Source organism: Thalassospira sp. MIT1004 (genome assembly GCF_001858545.1).
Classification (GTDB): Bacteria; Pseudomonadota; Alphaproteobacteria; order Rhodospirillales; family Thalassospiraceae; genus Thalassospira; species Thalassospira xiamenensis.
Genome location: NZ_MCAO01000011.1, coordinates 366,292 through 382,472 on the forward strand (window position 1 = coordinate 366,292; position 16,181 = coordinate 382,472).

The following is a 16,181-nucleotide window of genomic DNA, read 5'->3' on the forward strand; positions in this document are numbered from 1 at the left end:
ATTGACCATGAGCAGCGCAAATACCCCCTATTCGCCCAACCGTCCCATTCGTGTTTTGCTGTGCGACGACCATGCGCTGGTCATGGATGGCATTCGCTCACGCCTTGAATGCTATGACCATATCGATATCGTCGGCGAGGCTGGAAACGGCATGGAAGCCCTGTCGCTGGCCGGAAATGTCAAACCCGACATCGTTCTGATGGATATCTCGATGCCGGTCATGAACGGGCTGGAAGCCGCCGAAAAATTCCGCGAAACCATGCCCGATATCAAGGTCATCATCCTGACCATGCATGAGAATCCGGAATATCTTCGTACCGCCCGACTGGCAGGCGCGCGCGGCTTTATACTGAAAGATGTATCGTCAAACGACATGGTGCGCGCGATCGAGGCAATTGCAAATGGCGGCGAAGCTTACAGTCCGACATTTGATCGCATCAGCAACACCGAAGGCGTTCCTGACGACGGCATGCCGCTGACCACGCGGGAACGCACCGTCTTGCGGCTTCTGGCCAAAGGTGCCAGCAACAAACATGTCGCCCGCGAACTTGATATAAGTGTTCGTACCGTGGAAACCCATCGCCGCAACATCAAGCGCAAGCTCGACATCGACAGTTCCGCCGGCCTCGTGCGTTATGCGATAGAAAAGGGCCTTGTCACCCTGGACAGCACCGCCTGACGGCACGCCCGAAAAAGTCGTACTATTGTGATGTTTTTCACCTTTTGATCGCTATTAGGTTGAATTTACAAACCAATAGGGTAGATTGCTCAAAGATTTAGAGTGCTTCCATTTAACAGCCTGCGGCGACCGATCCTGTATCTGTCCCGTTCCGTCAGGGGGTTTTGTGAATTACTCCGCGCCGCAATCAACCATGCCAGACATGTTGCGCTGCCGCCGATGCGGCGTCCGGCAACTTGCGCTTTTCAACGATCTGACGGATGACGATTTCAAGCTGGTTCATCTGCCGATTGAGGACATGGCAATTGCCAAACGCGCGATCCTTTACAATGCCGGGGACAATGCAAACGCGCTGTTCACCTTGCGCAGCGGTCTGATCAAATTGACGCATTATCTGGCCGATGGTTCGCAACGGGTTGTGCGCCTCGTCCGTCCCGGTGGCACAATCGGCCTTGAAGCCCTCGTCAGCGACAGCTTTGCCCATCACGCCGAAGCCCTCCAGGACAGCACGCTATGCCGGATTCCGGTTGCGGTTGTTGAAAAACTTGATCGCGAAAGCCCCCATTTACACAAACAGTTGCTCACACGCTGGCATCAGGCGGTAATGGAATCAGATAACTGGTTGACCCAGATGTCGACCGGATCTGCCCGGGAACGTGTTGCACGGCTATGCCTTTATCTGTGTGATGATGCGGATGACAGTTGCGTTCTGCCCGGTCGGGAAGATATTGGCGCAATGTTGGGTATCACCACCGAAACCGCCAGCAGGATCATCGCCGAATTTCGCCGAAACGGTCATCTAAACCCGCGCTGCCGTTCGGAATTCGATCTTGATGTCAAAGCACTTCAGGTCGTCGCCGGACTTGATCACGAAGCAGCCTGATCAGATCGTGCAAAATCCGTCAGCGCATTGCATCGGGCAATGTTGTCTGGAATGCCGAATTTGGCCCGCACGCCTTCGATAGCCGTTCATATTCATCCTGGGTATCTATCGCACGATGGTCTTCGCGCCGCAAAAGATCAATGGCGCGCAAACGGCGTTTGAAATCCTGTCCATACTGGTTCAGTAACCGCCGTTGCAGGCGTTGCACCTCGCCCGCACCAACCGGTCGCATGGCGGCAAAGTCCGCCGTGATTTCGGCGACCATGGCATCAAGTTCCCGCTGGATATCCTGTTCCATATGCTGATTGATCTGCACATGCTGCCCTTCATGGGCATAAACCACATCATATTCACATGTGCCACGCTCTAGCTCGGACGCGACATACACCAGATGCTTGATCACTTCGACCTCGGGGTTAATCCGGATCGGATACAGACAGAATGCCCCAACGCCAACCTCGACCGGCTCCAGCCGCATGTCGAACCGTGCCTGAAGTTCATATTCGGTCAGGCCGGTCACCATATAACGACTTCCCTGATTGGCCCGGTTGTTAAGCCAGCGAACAGACCGATGACGATCCAGCATCGGGTCCTGATTGATAAATGAGAGGCTTGCAACAGGCGCACGCGCGACCGCACAGCTGTTTTGCTGTGCTGCGGCATGATCGCTCGGCGTCACAAACAGAAACACCGTGATCAGAATGCATACTGCAACCGCGCCCCACCTGATCGATGATTTGGGTGCAACGTGTTTCGCCCTTTGATCTGCCATATAAAAGATACGTTAATTCGGTCTGAACGGTTTGATCAATCCATCCCTAACTGTGTTTGACATGGGCAGCGCAATCAACGCAAAGCGGTGTGGTCGGGTCAAATTCCAGACGCTTCTTCTCGATTTCTTCGCCACAATTGTGGCAGAAGCCGTAATCGGCATGCTCGATCCGGGCCAGCGTCTTTTCGATGCGATCAAGTTCGGCAGCACGACGGCGCTCCTGTTCCAGATGCATTTGCTGATCCTGAAGCGCATCCATCCGTGACAGGCGGCCGACGGCCTGCTGATCAAGCTCGACCGGCTTTCGATAATCTTCCGAATGATTTGAATGGGCACTTATATCCGCGCGCCGGTCTTCAAGTCGCTGACGCAAGAATGCAATGTCAATATCGCTACGCTCAGACATTCTGGTCCCTCACCGATTTGTTGCCGCCATAAAACATATATATGGGTAGCGACCGATGCATTTCGCCAAGGGGGGGGATACGAATTTGTTCCACCCCGGCATTCAGCCTTGCCTAGCCACAGTTTCCGCAGGCATCCAACAGCTTCTCCATCGCCGCCTCCGCTTCGTCATCATCGAGTTTTTCGGCCTTCATCTTTTTCTGGATCTTGCAGCACAGTGCAGGACCATCGGCAAAGGCATGGTCTGTCCAGAACGGAATATCGGTGCCGAAATATCCAATCTGATCAAGGAACGACACACCATAATAATACGCCGCCCCGACCGAATTATAAAAAGTCGGGTCATCGATGAACCCGCCATCCGGCGTCATGGATTTGGTCAGACACCAGTCCAGGATCGTGGAAATATCGGCTGATGCCAATTTCTGGCTATCGCTGTCGACTTCCGCCCAGCCAAGGTCAAAGATTTTGGCAACGTCATAATTGTTGTGATTGTTGAAGTCACCATTGTGCTTCCAGCCAAACGGATAGACATCATCACGGATCGCCAGTGTCGTTTTGAAAATAGCGGGCCAAAGCCCGACCTTGCCATGCTGATACGAAATATTGTGGAACGTCAGACTAAGGTCCGGGCTTTTCAGCATATCGCCCGTATCTGTTTCAAACCAGCCGCCCCAATATCCCGATTGCGCGTCCTGCCAATCATCCAGCCAGCTTTTATAAGCTGCGATATAATCGTCGCTAAGATCGAAACCTTTGACATACTGGCGGAAATAATCGCGGATTTCGCTTTTGAAGCACATTTCCGACAAGGCGGCACTGACCGCGCCCAATGCATCGCGACGATCCAGACCATCGGCAAAAATCCGTGATGTTTTCTGACTGTCCAGCCAGGCAACAAGATCGGCGGGTTTGGCAATCGGCGACAGAAAAGTCAGCGGATAATCCGGTGCAATCCCCTCGTCTGCCAGCGCGTTGATCGCATCGATCATCGCATCCACCTTCAGGAACCACTGGTCATAGCATGGTCCCCACGAACCATCGCTTGCCACCTGTTCCTCTGCCCAGTCCTGATCCTTGTTTTTCAGCGATTTTTCAAACTGGGCTATCTTCTTTTCCAGCCCATCCCAGTCAGCGGTATAAAGCAGCAACCACTTGCACTCGATCATATACTGATCGGACGCGGCCATGCTGTTGCCGGTCTGCTGGGCCGCAATCAGTTTTTCTTCCAGCGGGGCAAGCTTGTCGGCATAGGTACCTTTTCTATCGGAATAGTCCGGATCAAAAGCACTGAACTGCTGCTCTATCAAGGAATTGAAATCTGTCACGCTGGCCCCCTGTCATCGATGTGTTCGACGACTTAAAACAGGTGCCGCCCGAAATGCAAAGTGAAACAGAAACAAAGATCAGAAACGACCATCAGTTCTGGGCCAGCCAATTTCTGATCACACGCAATGCCTGTCCAGGATCGGTATCGACAATCCGGTTTGCAATATTGGCCTTGCGACGATCAATTTTCCCGTCAATACCGGCCACAGAAAAACTGTAAGCATCAATGTCATCTCCCTCATCGTTCGGGCGATGACGGCCCGGCGATGATCCCGGCTGATAACGTGGGATCGGTGCCGACGGCTTTGGCCCGGGCAGATACCCCGGATCAGAAGAAGCCTGCCCGGATGATGCAGATTTTTTTGCCATTCAGAAATTGTCTCTCAGATCCGCTCGTTCTGGCAAGAAGAATCACAATTGGTGTCTTTGTCGTCAAATGCCCCACGAAACGGCCCAGAACGAAATTGATCACCGAAAGCTTATATGATGGCAGTACCCATATTAGGTTATGTTAAACTTTAGTCGAATTCGCTGTTGATCCGGGCAAAAGATCATTCCTGTCCAAATGGTCGGGAAACCGGCACAGATCAAGGTCAAAACTCTTGACCTTGGCGTAACTGGGGCCCTTCAATCGCTTCATTTCACGTGGTTCAAGCGAAACCACGGCGGACCGATATGTTGTTTATCGATCCCAAAAGGTGCAAATAGGAAAATTATCCGCCTTTGCGTTGTAAAAACGAACAGCTCGCGCATCTTTAAAAGATCAGGGGAAAATCCGCTTTCAGAACTTTACCCGGAAATGGCTTTAGGATATTCACCACCTAAGAGTAGGATAATCGATACCTTTCGATAAGCATAAGAAATTCAGGGGAAGCCCGAAGTGTACAGGGTAGTGGGTTGCTTTATATCGCTGGTATTATTGCTGGCCGTGGTTTTGACCGCGCCCCGGAATAATGCGTATGCGGCCGAATTCGGCGAAGCGCCGATGCTTGCCGAGATGGTGGCGAACGGCAAATTGCCCCCGGCCGCAGAACGCCTGCCCAAGACCCCGATGATTGTTACCCCGACTGACAAGCTTGGCCAGTATGGCGGCACCTGGATGATGGCGCAAAATTCGGAACGCGATCACGCCCTTCTGATCAGGACGATCGGCTATGAACCGCTTCTGCGCTGGACCCCGCAATGGACAGACACGGTTCCCAACGTTGCTCTTTCGATGCAGGCCAACAGTGACGCGACGGAATTTGTCTTCCGGTTGCGTCCGGGCATGCGCTGGTCAGATGGTGCGCCTTTTACCGCCGAGGATATATCCTTCTGGTACGACGACATTTTACGCAATCCGGCTTTTGGCAATGCGACGCCTGAATGGCTGACCGCAGGCGGAAATCCGGTGCATGTTGAAAAAATCGACGAAACCACGGTCGCGTTCCGCTTCGACACGCCCTATGGGCTGTTTCCGACCTTTCTTGCCCGGCCCGAAGGTGTCGAACCGGTAAGCTATCCCGCCCATTTCCTGAGGCCACTGCTTCCGAAATATAACAGGCACGCAGATGCCGATGCGCAAAAGCTTGGCTTCAAGGATTGGAAAGATCGCTTCCTTTCGGTGTTAGGAACGCCGGGCACCATAGACGATCCCAGCCGCTGGATGAACCCGCAGGTTCCGACCCTGAACGGCTGGTGTCTGACCGGGACATATGGCAAAGACGATCCGCTGGTTGCGGTTCGCAATCCGTTTTATTGGAAAATCGATCCGGGCGGACGTCAGTTACCCTATATCGACCGGGTTTCCTTTGATCTGGTCGGCAGCAAAGATGAAGCCGGTGACACCGCGATCACAGGCAGGGTCAATATGCAGGAACGCCATATTGGACGCCGCGTGGACGAAATTCTTGCGGCCAATAGCAATCTGCAATCCTTCACGCTGATTGAAAGCGACATGAATATCCTGACCCTGTCGCTTAATCTGAACGACAGGGACCCGGTGCTTCGCGACATATTCCAGAACAAGGAATTCCGCGTGGCGCTGTCGCATGCCATCGACCGCGACAGCATCATTGGCCGGTTCGTTCCCGGTGCCCTGCCCCATCAGGCAGCACCACGTCCCGAAAGCCCGCTTTACCACACGGTTCTCGCACGCCAGTTCATTACCTATGATCCGGTACTTGCCGCAAGCCATCTGGCGAATGCCGGTTTGACACGCAAAGACGACGAAGGTTTCCTTCTGCGTCCCGATGGCAAAAGGCTGTCCTTTACCATCGATACCGAAGGCGCATCCCGCTTCGAAATGCTCTCTGCCGTTATCGATTACTGGCGTGATGTCGGCCTTGATGTGACGGCCCGCGACTTATCGCGTGATGTATTTGTCGATATGCGTGAAAAAAACAATCACCATGCCAGCGCATGGGGCGGTGATGGCGGGCTTGATGCCATGGTTCTGCCGATCAACTACCTGCCGGTATCCAGTGAATCATCCTGGTACGCCACCGGTTGGGCACAATGGTATTCCGACCCGAAAAATCCCGACGCGGTTGAGCCCCCGGCCGAGGTTATCCGTCAACTGGAACTCTATAACCAGTTGAAAGCCACCGCAGATGCAGAAAAACAGAATAAACTTATGCGCGATATTCTCGACATCAGCGCAAATCAGTTTTACGTTATGGGAATTGCCTTGCCGCCCAATCGCAAAGGGCTGGTGGCAAAGAACTTCAAGAATGTTCCCAAGGTCATCCCGGCGGCTTGGAGCTATGCCACACCGGCACCAACCAATCCATCCCAGTATTATCTTGAGAGCCAATAACAGAATTCACCGGCAATCAGGCTGGGCCAGGGTTTAGAGGTTGGCGTGAAGAAGCTTTTTGACCGCCTGTTTGGCAGTCTGGTTTTCAAGATCGGGATCGCAATTGTCATTGTCGAAACCATCCTGCTTGGCCTATTCGGTGGTTACTATGTTCAATATTTCGGTGCAGAAATTGATCGGCGGATCGCCGAACAGATCAGTGCGCCCGGTCGCCTGATTCAGGATGAACAGCTCAAGATTTCCGTCATTAGCGATCCCAAGCAGCTTGAACTGCTGTTGGGACCGCATCTTCGCGAAGCCATGGCCATAGGCTTTGATGGTACGATCTATCACGCTATGGACCCGATGCTGATCGGATCCGATATTGCCTCTGTCCCGGATTTCCCCAAAGACCGGCTTTCTGCTGATTTGCGCAGTCAGGTGCTGTTTACCACCGATGGCCCGGATGGCCGCAACATGGTCAGCATCACACCCCTGTTCAGCCTGAATGCCAACCAGCCCTTCATGTTTGCTTATTTCAAGGTCTCGACCCTCGGTCTGGAACAAAGCCAGCGACAGATGCAGTCGGTTCTGCTGATCGGCTCGGTTCTGTGCATTCTGATGACGTCGGGACTGATTTTCCTTTTCATGCAGCAAACCGTTCTGCGTCGCCTGATCACGGCCGCGCAATTTGTTTCTGAAATCCAGTTTGGAAAGCTCAGTGCCCGACTGAAACCGGCTGGTCGCGACGAAATCGGCGCGCTTGAACGTGGCCTGAACACTATGGCCGAAAGCCTGGAGCGGCGCACCAACCAGCACCAGATCGCCCAAGAGGCCCTTCGCGATAGCGAGGAACGTTTCCGCGACTTTACCCTGTCGTCCGCCGACTGGTACTGGGAAATGGGGCCGGACCTTAAAATCGCGTTTGCATCCTACAAATTCTATCAGCTGATCGAAGAACTGAACGGCTCCCCGCAGGGTCAATCCTTTGACAAACTGGGCCTCAAAGCTGAAACAGATCATAGCTGGAACAGTCTGATCAAACGGCTCGAAAGTCATCTTGCATTCCAGAATTTCGAATTTTCCTGGATGTCGCGGGACGGACAAAAACATTTCGGGCGCATCAATGGCGTCCCGGTTTTTGATCTTGATGGCTCGTTCAAGGGATATCGTGGCACCGGTAGTGACGTCACATCACAGCACCGCGCGACCGAAGAACAGCATGCCCTGCAACGTCAGCTCGCCACGTCACAAAAACTCGAAGCCGTCGGTCAGATGGCAGGCGGCGTGGCGCATGAATTCAACAATTGCCTTGCAGGTATTCTAAGCTTTGCCGAAGTAGCTCGCGCGAAAATTGATGATCCGGAACGGGTCAAGGAATATCTGGACCATGTGATTTCCCTTGGCGAACGCGCCACCAGTGTCGCCGATCAGCTTCTGATGTTCTCGCGCCGCCGGATTGATCAGCCGACCGTCGTTCAGGTCGATACAGCCATTACCGAAATGGAAAAGCTGCTGATCACGCTGCTGGAACACCGTATTGAATTGCAAATCTGGGCCAATGATGCCCCGCTATATACGCGGGTTGATCCGACACAGCTTTCGGCCTGCATCCTGAACCTTGCGATCAATGCCCGTGATGCGATGCCCGATGGCGGCACATTGCAGATTTCCTGCTATGGCGCGACAGTCCCGCCTGCGGATGAACGCTCCCCCGATGACGAAGATGACATCTTCCCGAAGGCCGCCGCAGGCGACTATGTCGTGGTAACAGTTCAGGATACAGGTACGGGCATCCCTGCCGACATTCTTGGCAACATCTTCGAACCCTTCTTCTCGACCAAGGAACCCGGCAAGGGCACCGGGCTAGGACTGTCGATCGTTCATAGCTGGGTCGAAGAATCGAACGGCTTTATCGATGTCGAAAGCGTCGAGGGCGAAGGCACGACCTTCTCGATCTATCTGCCGCGCTCCGAAGCCGGAAAGGTCAAGGCATCCGCCTTGCAGGAAATCGACTATTTTCCGGGCAATGGCGAACGGGTTCTGATTGTTGATGATGAGCAATCCCTGCGCACGACCGCCAAGATCATCCTTGAAGATGCCGGCTTTGATGCCCTTGTGGCCCGCAGTGCCGAAGAAGCCCTGCAAATCATTACCGAATCCCATAAAACAGATCGCATTGATGTCATTCTGACCGACGTTGTGATGTCGGGACTGAGCGGACCGCAACTTGCGATCGAAGCACAACGTCAATATCCCGATCTGGCCGTCGTCTTCATGTCGGGCTATCCGGCACGCACACGCAAGGAAATGGAAAAGATGCTGGGCGACTATATCTTTGTCAAAAAGCCGTTCCGCCCGGCCCAATTGCAAAAAGCCATTCACGAGGCCCTGGCCCATAAAACCGAACGCCAGCGTCTTTAGAAAGCTTGTTCGATTCGTTCAAGCTCATCCAATGTTCTGGTCTTCCGCACGGCAAGCCCCCCCTGCACGCAAAAATTTTATTATTCCAGCCACAGATAACCCATTGATATAAAACGGCTCACAAAAATGTCATCGGGTTCAAATGCCACATTGTGACCGCTGTCACTTTAAAAGTGTTAATTGAAGCCTAATTTCTAAGTCAGAAGCAAGGATATCTTGATGTACAGGTACCCCAACTTCACGAAATTTGAGGCGAGGATACAATGATCGGTTCAGTGGGTTCAGGACTAAGTTCAGCAGCGCAAGCCGTTAATGACGCCATTACGCCGGGTGGCGGAAAAGATGGCGTATCCGCACCGCTCGCCGCTGCAACCTCCTCCATCCAGAAGGCTCAGGGCCTTGCCCAGGTTATCGGGTCCATCGTTACGGAACATCAGCCGCTTGAAACCAGCGGTGCACGCGGTACCCGCGTCAATCTTCTAGCGTGATTTTCCCTCTCGTTAGCTTCCTTGGGGTGGTTCTGACCACCCCTTTTTCTGTGTGCGTCCCTATCCACAGCGGTCCCACCCGCTACCCGCTTCAACGTCATGACAAAACCCGTTGATCATGCTAATGTTTTTGCAGTTTCAGAACGGATAAACTCATGGCAACCAACCGGATTGGCAGCAGCGCCACACAAACGGGCCTTCTTGATGCCCGATCCATGCCGCAAGGCGTGCCTTCGGGTACGCGCGGCCGTGTTGCCGCGAACGCGGATCAACCATCATCCGACAGCTTCATCGCCGCCCAGCTTGCCCGTCTGCGCAATCTGATCGCCGCCGACCAGATTGACCACAATGCGCGGCGCGGGACATATCTGAACATTGTCCTTTGATCAGGCCTTATCCCGGCCTACCCTTGCCTTGTGGGATGACCAAAAACCCGGATGTAACGTTCGACCTGCCTGGGATCGCCCGAAATCTTTTCCGGATTGTCTGAAAGCTTGACCGCCGGATGACCATTGGCACTTGTCACCTTGCACACCAGCGACATCGGCTCAAGCCCCTTCTCCCCCGCCGGATCACAACCGCGAAAATCATTGGTCAGGTTCGTGCCCCAGCCAAAGCTCATACGGACCCGGCCATGGAAATGCAGATAGGTTTCGATAATCGCATCAATGTCGAGATTGTCTGAAAAGACCAGAAGCTTCTCGCGCGGGTCCCTGCCGTGTTCTTCCCACCAACGGATGATCTGTTCACCACCTTCAATCGGCGGCGCACTGTCGGGGCGAAAGCCGGTCCAGTCCGCCAGCCAGTCGGGCGCGCCTTTAAGAAACGACGCCGTGCCATATGTATCGGGCAACGCGATCAGGAGATTGCCGCTGTAATGCTGGCGCCATTGCTCCAGCACCCGATAAGGCGAAGCCGCAAGTTCGTCATCATTTTTGGAAATCGCCGCTTCGACCATCGGCAATTCATGGGCATTGGTACCAATCGCCTCGATATCCGCGGTCATTGCCAGCAACACATTTGACGTGCCGATGAACCGGTTGCCGATCCCCTCTTTCAGGGCTTCGACACACCAGCGCTGCCACAAAAAACCATGCCGCCGCCGAGTACCGAAATCGGCAAGAACAAGGTCTGGCAAATCGCGAAGCCGTTCAACCTTTTCCCAAAGCTTGGCCTTGGCACGCGCATACAGCACATCAAGTTCGAACCGCCCGCGATTGCGCAACACAGCACGCGACCGCAATTCGGTAATGATCGCAAGGGCCGGTGTTTCCCACATAGAACTATGCGTCCATGGCCCCGTAAAATGCAGTTCAAACTGCCCGTCGATCTTGCGCAATTCATATTCCGGCAATTGGAAATCGCCAAGCCAGCGAATAAATTCCGGCTTGAACATATGGTTGCGCCCGTAAAATGTCGCCCCCGCCAGCCAGATCAGTTCCTGGCGGGTAAAACGCAGGCTGCGCGCATGGTCAAGCTGCGCGCGTAATTCGCCTTCATCAATGATATCGCCAAGCCTTATATGTCGGCTGCGATTGATCAGTGAAAAGGTAACATCCACATCCGGGTGTTCCTGCCAGATCGCCTGCAACATCAGAAGCTTGTAAAAATCGGTATCCAGAAGACTGCGGATGATCGGATCAAGCTTGAAATTGTGGTTATAGGTCCGTGTGGCAATATCGGTAACGGTCATGAACCACCTGTCAGATTGGCAAAGATGTTCGCTTTGACATAAGTATCAATGCCACCGGGCGAAAGCGCCACCCCGCAAACATCCCGACCGGCAAAAAAAGAAGCCCCGTACAAAGTACGGGGCCAGTTTGTTTGTCCGGGTGTATGGACAAGGGAGCTTGCGCAAAAGCGTGAAAAAGGGTTCACGCAGTTGCCTGGTTTTCGCTCATCGAGCGAATGGGGTTTTCCAGCTTGTCGACGATTTCTTTCGGCACGATCTGCCAGAAATTGCCGCGTTCGCGATCCCAATTGTCAAGGATGGTGCGTGCAAAACCGCTATCGGTTTCCGCAACATGCTCTTCAATCAGCGAACGACAGACTTCGTCCCAATGCTGGGTTTCAATACGTTGGTACAGGATGGAGCCATCGTTGACGACATCCCCAAAGGTGCCCTCGACGTCATAGATGAACGCCATGCCACCGGTCATGCCAGCACCAAAGTTCTCACCAACCGCGCCAAGGATCACGGCGGTACCGCCGGTCATGTATTCACAACCGTTCGAACCACATCCTTCGACCACAACCGTAGCACCCGAGTTACGAACGCAGAAACGTTCCCCGGCCTGACCGGCTGCAAACAGCTTACCCGCCGTTGCACCATAAAGGATGGTGTTGCCGATAATCGTGTTTTCGTTGGTCTTAAGCGGGCTTGATGGCCGCGGGCGCAAGACGATGGTACCGCCCGAAAGACCCTTGCCGACATAATCGTTGGCATCGCCCTGAACTTCGATTTTCAGCCCCTGAACCGCAAACGCGCCCAGCGACTGACCGGCAGAACCGCGCAAACGCACATGCAGATGGCCCGGTTTCAGGCCGGTCATGCCATATTTCTGCGTGATCAGCGACGAAATACGCGTCCCGATAGCACGCTGCGTGTTCTGAATGTTGTATTGCAGCTGCATCTTTTCGCCGTCTTCAAGCAATGCGCGCGCATCCTTGATCATCTGGGCGTCAAGCGTATCGGGCACTTCGTTGCGCCCCTCAATCGTGCAGTAACGTTTGTGATCACCGGCATCGGCCTGTGCAAGCAGCGGGTTCAGGTCAAGGTCAACAAGGTCCTTCGCACCGCGATGAACCTGCTGCAGCAGGTCCGAACGGCCGATGATTTCCTGCAGGTTGTCATAGCCAAGCTCGGCCAGGATATCCTTGACCTCTTCGGCCATGAAGGTGAACAGGTTGACCAGCTTGTCCGCCGTACCGACGAACTTGGCACGCAATGCCGGGTCTTGGGTACAAACGCCAACCGGGCAGGTGTTCGAATGGCACTGACGCACCATGATACAGCCAAGCGCGATCAGGGATGCGGTACCAATACCAAATTCTTCCGCACCCAGCATCGCACCGATCACAACGTCACGGCCGGTTTTGAAACCGCCATCGACGCGCAGCTTGACCTTGCTGCGCAGGTTGTTCAGCGTCAGAACCTGATTGACTTCCGAAAGGCCCATTTCCCAAGGAATACCGGCATATTTGATCGAGGTCTGCGGGCTGGCACCGGTGCCGCCATCATAACCCGAAATCAGGATGACGTCGGCCTTTGCCTTTGCCACACCGGCCGCAATCGTACCCACGCCCGAACGCGACACCAGCTTGACGCAAACGCGGCAACGCGGGTTGATCTGTTTCAGGTCATAGATCAGCTGCGCCAGATCTTCGATGGAATAAATATCGTGATGCGGCGGCGGCGAAATCAGGGTCACACCCGGCGTCGCATGACGCAGCTGTGCGATTTCAACCGTGACCTTGAAGCCCGGAAGCTGACCACCTTCACCCGGTTTTGCACCCTGGGCGACCTTGATCTGGATTTCTTCGCAGTTGTTCAGGTATTCGGCGGTCACACCGAAACGACCCGATGCCACCTGCTTGATCGATGAACGTGCATTGTCCCCGTTCGAACGCGGCCGGAAACGTTCACGCGATTCACCACCCTCGCCAGAGTTCGATTTCGCACCGATGCGGTTCATCGCAATCGCCAGTGCCTCGTGGGCCTCGGTCGAAAGCGCACCGTGGGACATGCCCGGGGTAACGAACCGTTTGCGGATTTCGGTGATGCTTTCAACCTGCTCCTGACGAACCGGTTTGCGGTCAGAACGGAAATCAAGCAGATCGCGAAGATGAAGCGGTTCACGCGAACGAAGCCCCTCCGAAAACTTGCGGAAGGTATTGTACGACCCCGTGGTGACGGATGACTGCAACGTATGGATCAGCGGACCGGTCCAGACATGGCGTTCACCCGAACGACGATATTTGTAAAGGCCACCGACCGGAAGGGTCACGACATTGCCGTTAAACGCTTCCTTGTGCTGGGCAATGCAACGACGCTGGATACCCTGAAGACCGATACCCGAAATGCGCGACGGCATGCCGGGGAAGAATTCCGCCACCAGCGACCGCGACAGGCCGATACTTTCAAAGTTATAGCCACCGCGATAGGAACTGATGATCGAAATGCCCATCTTGGACATGATCTTGAGCAGTCCGGCATCAATCGCCGCCTTGAAACGCTGCATGACTTCGGCCGTGCTGCCGACATTGGGGAACAGCCCGCGCGCATAACGGTCCAGAAGACCTTCCTGCGCCAGATAGGCGTTCACCGTCGTCGCACCTACACCGATCAGAACCGCAAAGTAATGCACATCCATGCATTCCGCCGAACGGACGTTAAGCGAGATATAGGTACGCAGCGACGTTTTCACGAGATAGCTGTGCACACCACCCGTCGCCAGAACCATCGGGATTGCCGCACGCTCGGCCGAAATGCCCTCGTCGGTCAGGATGATATGAAGCGCACCGCCACGAACCGCTTCTTCGGCTTCGCGCTGGATACGGGTGATCGCATCGCGCAGTGCTGACGCGCCGCCATTGATGTCGAACGTGGTGTCGATTTCGACCGCCGTATCGCCCATATAGCCGCGCATTGCGTCATATTCGGCATTGGTCAGAACCGGGCTTTCAAGCTGAAGCAGGTCGCACTGGCTTTCATCTTCGTCAAGGATGTTGCCAAGGTTGCCAAGGCGCGTTTTCAGGCTCATGACGCGGGCTTCGCGCAAAGAGTCAATCGGCGGGTTGGTTACCTGCGAAAAGTTCTGGCGGAAGAAGTGATGCAAACCGCGATACCGATCCGAAAGGATCGCAAGCGGGGTATCATCCCCCATCGAGCCAATGGCTTCCTTGCCGTCTTCACCCATCGGATGCAGGATCAGTTCAAGGTCTTCGTGCGTAAGACCCATTGCCTTCTGCAAGCGCAGAAGCGCTTCCTTGCCAAGGCGCGCGGGTTCGGTGTGCTCCGGCGAAATCAGGTCATCAAGCACCTTGGTGCGACCCACCCATTTCGACCAGTCACGACGGTTCGCAAGCTTATCCTTAAGCTCGCTGTCATGGTACAGCTTGCCTTCTTCAAGGTTGATGGCAATCATCTGCCCCGGGCCAAGCCGCCCTTTTTCAAGGCAGCTTTCCTCGTCGATATGCACCATGCCTGCTTCGGAACCGGCAATCAGAAGACCATTGCCAGTGACGGCATAACGCAGCGGACGAAGACCATTGCGGTCGGTCCCCCCCATCAACCACTTGCCGCCATAAGCTGCCAGTGCCGCCGGGCCGTCCCACGGTTCCATCACCGCGTTGCAATAGGCATAAAGGTTTTTATAGCTGTCCGGCGTCGATGCCTTTTTCGACCAAGCTTCGGGGACCATCATGGTTTTCACCATCGGCAGGTCACGACCGGCACGCACCATCAGTTCGAACACGGCATCAAGGGCGGCCGAGTCAGATGACCCCGGCTGAATGACCGGTTTCAGATCTTCGATAGTGTCGGAAAAGGCCTCGTGCGCCATGCGGGCTTCGTGGCTTTTCATCCAGTTGACGTTACCGCGCAGCGTGTTGATCTCGCCGTTATGGGCCAGAACACGGAACGGCTGCGCCAACGGCCAGCTCGGGAAGGTGTTGGTCGAATAACGCTGATGATAGACGCAGAAATTCGAAACGAACCGCTCGTCACGCAAATCCGGATAGAAAATGTCGACCTGCTCGGCAAGGAACATGCCCTTGTAGATGATCGAACGGCACGACATCGAACAGATATAGAAATCCTTGATCGCTTCGGACAGGACCGCTTTCTCGACACGACGACGGATGGTGTAAAGATCGACCTCGAACTGGTCTTCATCAACGTCACCCCGCGCACCGATCAGAACCTGTTCGATTTCAGGCCGCGTCTGGTTGGCTTTTTCACCGACAACCGAAACATCCACCGGAACCTGACGCCAGCCAAGAATGCCGTAACCCTGTTTCAGGATTTCGGTTTCAACGATGGCACGGCACCGTTCCTGTGCCGACATATCGATACGCGGCAGGAATACCTGACCAACCGCAATCAGGCTTTCCGGCGCTTCCTGATTGATAACCTTCAGATACGCCTTGAAGAAATCCTGCGGGATCTGCAGGTGAATGCCCGCGCCATCGCCGGTTTTGCCGTCGGCATCAACCGCACCACGATGCCAGATCGCCTTAAGCGCTTCGATACCGGCTTCAACCACCTCGCGACGCGGCTTGCCATCAATCGCACCGACAAGACCCACACCACAGTTGGCATGTTCTTCGGCCGGGTCATACATACCGTACGCCGACAGATGTTCGGCATTCTTTTCAAAACGGGCGATCTCTTGCGCGCCACGGTCATGAATAATCTTGTTCAT

The 16,181-nt window shown here is 54.5% G+C and carries 12 protein-coding genes; 6 read left to right on the forward strand and 6 right to left on the reverse strand.

Annotated features, from left to right (window positions below):
* The first annotated feature begins 7 nt into the window (after window positions 1-7).
* Window positions 8-679, forward strand: coding sequence for a response regulator transcription factor (locus BC440_RS06450; RefSeq protein WP_007091662.1), 672 nt, complete (start codon window positions 8-10; stop codon window positions 677-679).
* A 166-nt stretch (window positions 680-845) separates the two neighbouring features.
* Complete coding sequence (locus BC440_RS06455) at window positions 846-1,562, forward strand: Crp/Fnr family transcriptional regulator (protein ID WP_223304880.1); 717 nt, start codon at window positions 846-848, stop codon at window positions 1,560-1,562.
* Window positions 1,563-1,581: 19 nt separating this feature from the next.
* Here the strand turns inward: BC440_RS06455 and BC440_RS06460 are convergent, their stop codons facing one another.
* The 4 genes from BC440_RS06460 to BC440_RS06475 all read right to left on the reverse strand — a co-directional run bounded on the left by BC440_RS06460 (window position 1,582) and on the right by BC440_RS06475 (window position 4,437).
* Window positions 1,582-2,241, reverse strand: coding sequence for a hypothetical protein (locus BC440_RS06460; RefSeq protein WP_230729277.1), 660 nt, complete (start codon window positions 2,239-2,241; stop codon window positions 1,582-1,584).
* Window positions 2,242-2,380: 139 nt separating this feature from the next.
* A complete protein-coding gene (locus BC440_RS06465) occupies window positions 2,381-2,740 on the reverse strand; it encodes a TraR/DksA family transcriptional regulator (RefSeq protein WP_007091665.1) in 360 nt (119 codons plus the stop codon).
* 112 nt (window positions 2,741-2,852) lie between these two features.
* On the reverse strand, window positions 2,853-4,067 hold the full coding sequence (locus BC440_RS06470; protein ID WP_063094341.1) for a hypothetical protein: 1,215 nt from the start codon (window positions 4,065-4,067) through the stop codon (window positions 2,853-2,855).
* Between the two features lie 91 nt (window positions 4,068-4,158).
* Entirely contained in the window at window positions 4,159-4,437 is a 279-nt protein-coding gene (locus tag BC440_RS06475) for a hypothetical protein (RefSeq protein WP_063094339.1), read from the reverse strand.
* Between the two features lie 511 nt (window positions 4,438-4,948).
* Between BC440_RS06475 and BC440_RS06480 the strand changes: the two genes are divergently transcribed.
* The 4 genes from BC440_RS06480 (at window position 4,949) to BC440_RS06495 (ending at window position 10,142) form a co-directional block, all read left to right on the forward strand.
* Window positions 4,949-6,865 carry an ABC transporter substrate-binding protein gene (locus tag BC440_RS06480; RefSeq protein WP_223304881.1) on the forward strand — a complete coding sequence of 639 codons (1,917 nt, stop codon included), beginning with the start codon at window positions 4,949-4,951 and terminating at the stop codon, window positions 6,863-6,865.
* Window positions 6,866-6,910: 45 nt separating this feature from the next.
* Window positions 6,911-9,268: an ATP-binding protein gene (locus BC440_RS06485; protein ID WP_063094335.1), complete on the forward strand. Its 2,358-nt coding sequence runs from the start codon at window positions 6,911-6,913 to the stop codon at window positions 9,266-9,268.
* Window positions 9,269-9,531: 263 nt separating this feature from the next.
* Complete coding sequence (locus BC440_RS06490; protein WP_063094333.1) at window positions 9,532-9,756, forward strand: hypothetical protein; 225 nt, start codon at window positions 9,532-9,534, stop codon at window positions 9,754-9,756.
* 155 nt (window positions 9,757-9,911) lie between these two features.
* The gene (locus BC440_RS06495; RefSeq protein ID WP_063094331.1) at window positions 9,912-10,142 is read left to right on the forward strand and encodes a hypothetical protein; all 231 of its coding nucleotides are present in this window, start codon (window positions 9,912-9,914) and stop codon (window positions 10,140-10,142) included.
* Window positions 10,143-10,159: 17 nt separating this feature from the next.
* On the opposite strand, the gene pncB is transcribed toward BC440_RS06495, so the two are convergent.
* Both pncB and gltB read right to left on the reverse strand, forming a co-directional pair.
* Window positions 10,160-11,449 (reverse strand): nicotinate phosphoribosyltransferase, encoded by a 1,290-nt coding sequence (gene pncB / locus BC440_RS06500; protein WP_063094329.1) that lies wholly within the window; start codon window positions 11,447-11,449, stop codon window positions 10,160-10,162.
* Between the two features lie 181 nt (window positions 11,450-11,630).
* Entirely contained in the window at window positions 11,631-16,181 is a 4,551-nt protein-coding gene (gltB, locus tag BC440_RS06505; RefSeq protein WP_063094327.1) for a glutamate synthase large subunit, read from the reverse strand.

Bases quoted from the DNA above. Each gene is read 5' to 3' on its own strand.
- BC440_RS06450 (WP_007091662.1), top strand. From the start codon at position 8: ATGAGCAGCGCAAATACCCCCTATTCGCCCAACCGTCCCATTCGTGTT.
- BC440_RS06465 (WP_007091665.1), bottom strand. From the start codon at position 2,740: ATGTCTGAGCGTAGCGATATTGACATTGCATTCTTGCGTCAGCGACTT.
- BC440_RS06475 (WP_063094339.1), bottom strand. From the start codon at position 4,437: ATGGCAAAAAAATCTGCATCATCCGGGCAGGCTTCTTCTGATCCGGGG.
- BC440_RS06490 (WP_063094333.1), top strand. From the start codon at position 9,532: ATGATCGGTTCAGTGGGTTCAGGACTAAGTTCAGCAGCGCAAGCCGTT.
- BC440_RS06495 (WP_063094331.1), top strand. From the start codon at position 9,912: ATGGCAACCAACCGGATTGGCAGCAGCGCCACACAAACGGGCCTTCTT.
- pncB (WP_063094329.1), bottom strand. From the start codon at position 11,449: ATGACCGTTACCGATATTGCCACACGGACCTATAACCACAATTTCAAG.
- gltB (WP_063094327.1), bottom strand. From the start codon at position 16,181: ATGAACAAGATTATTCATGACCGTGGCGCGCAAGAGATCGCCCGTTTT.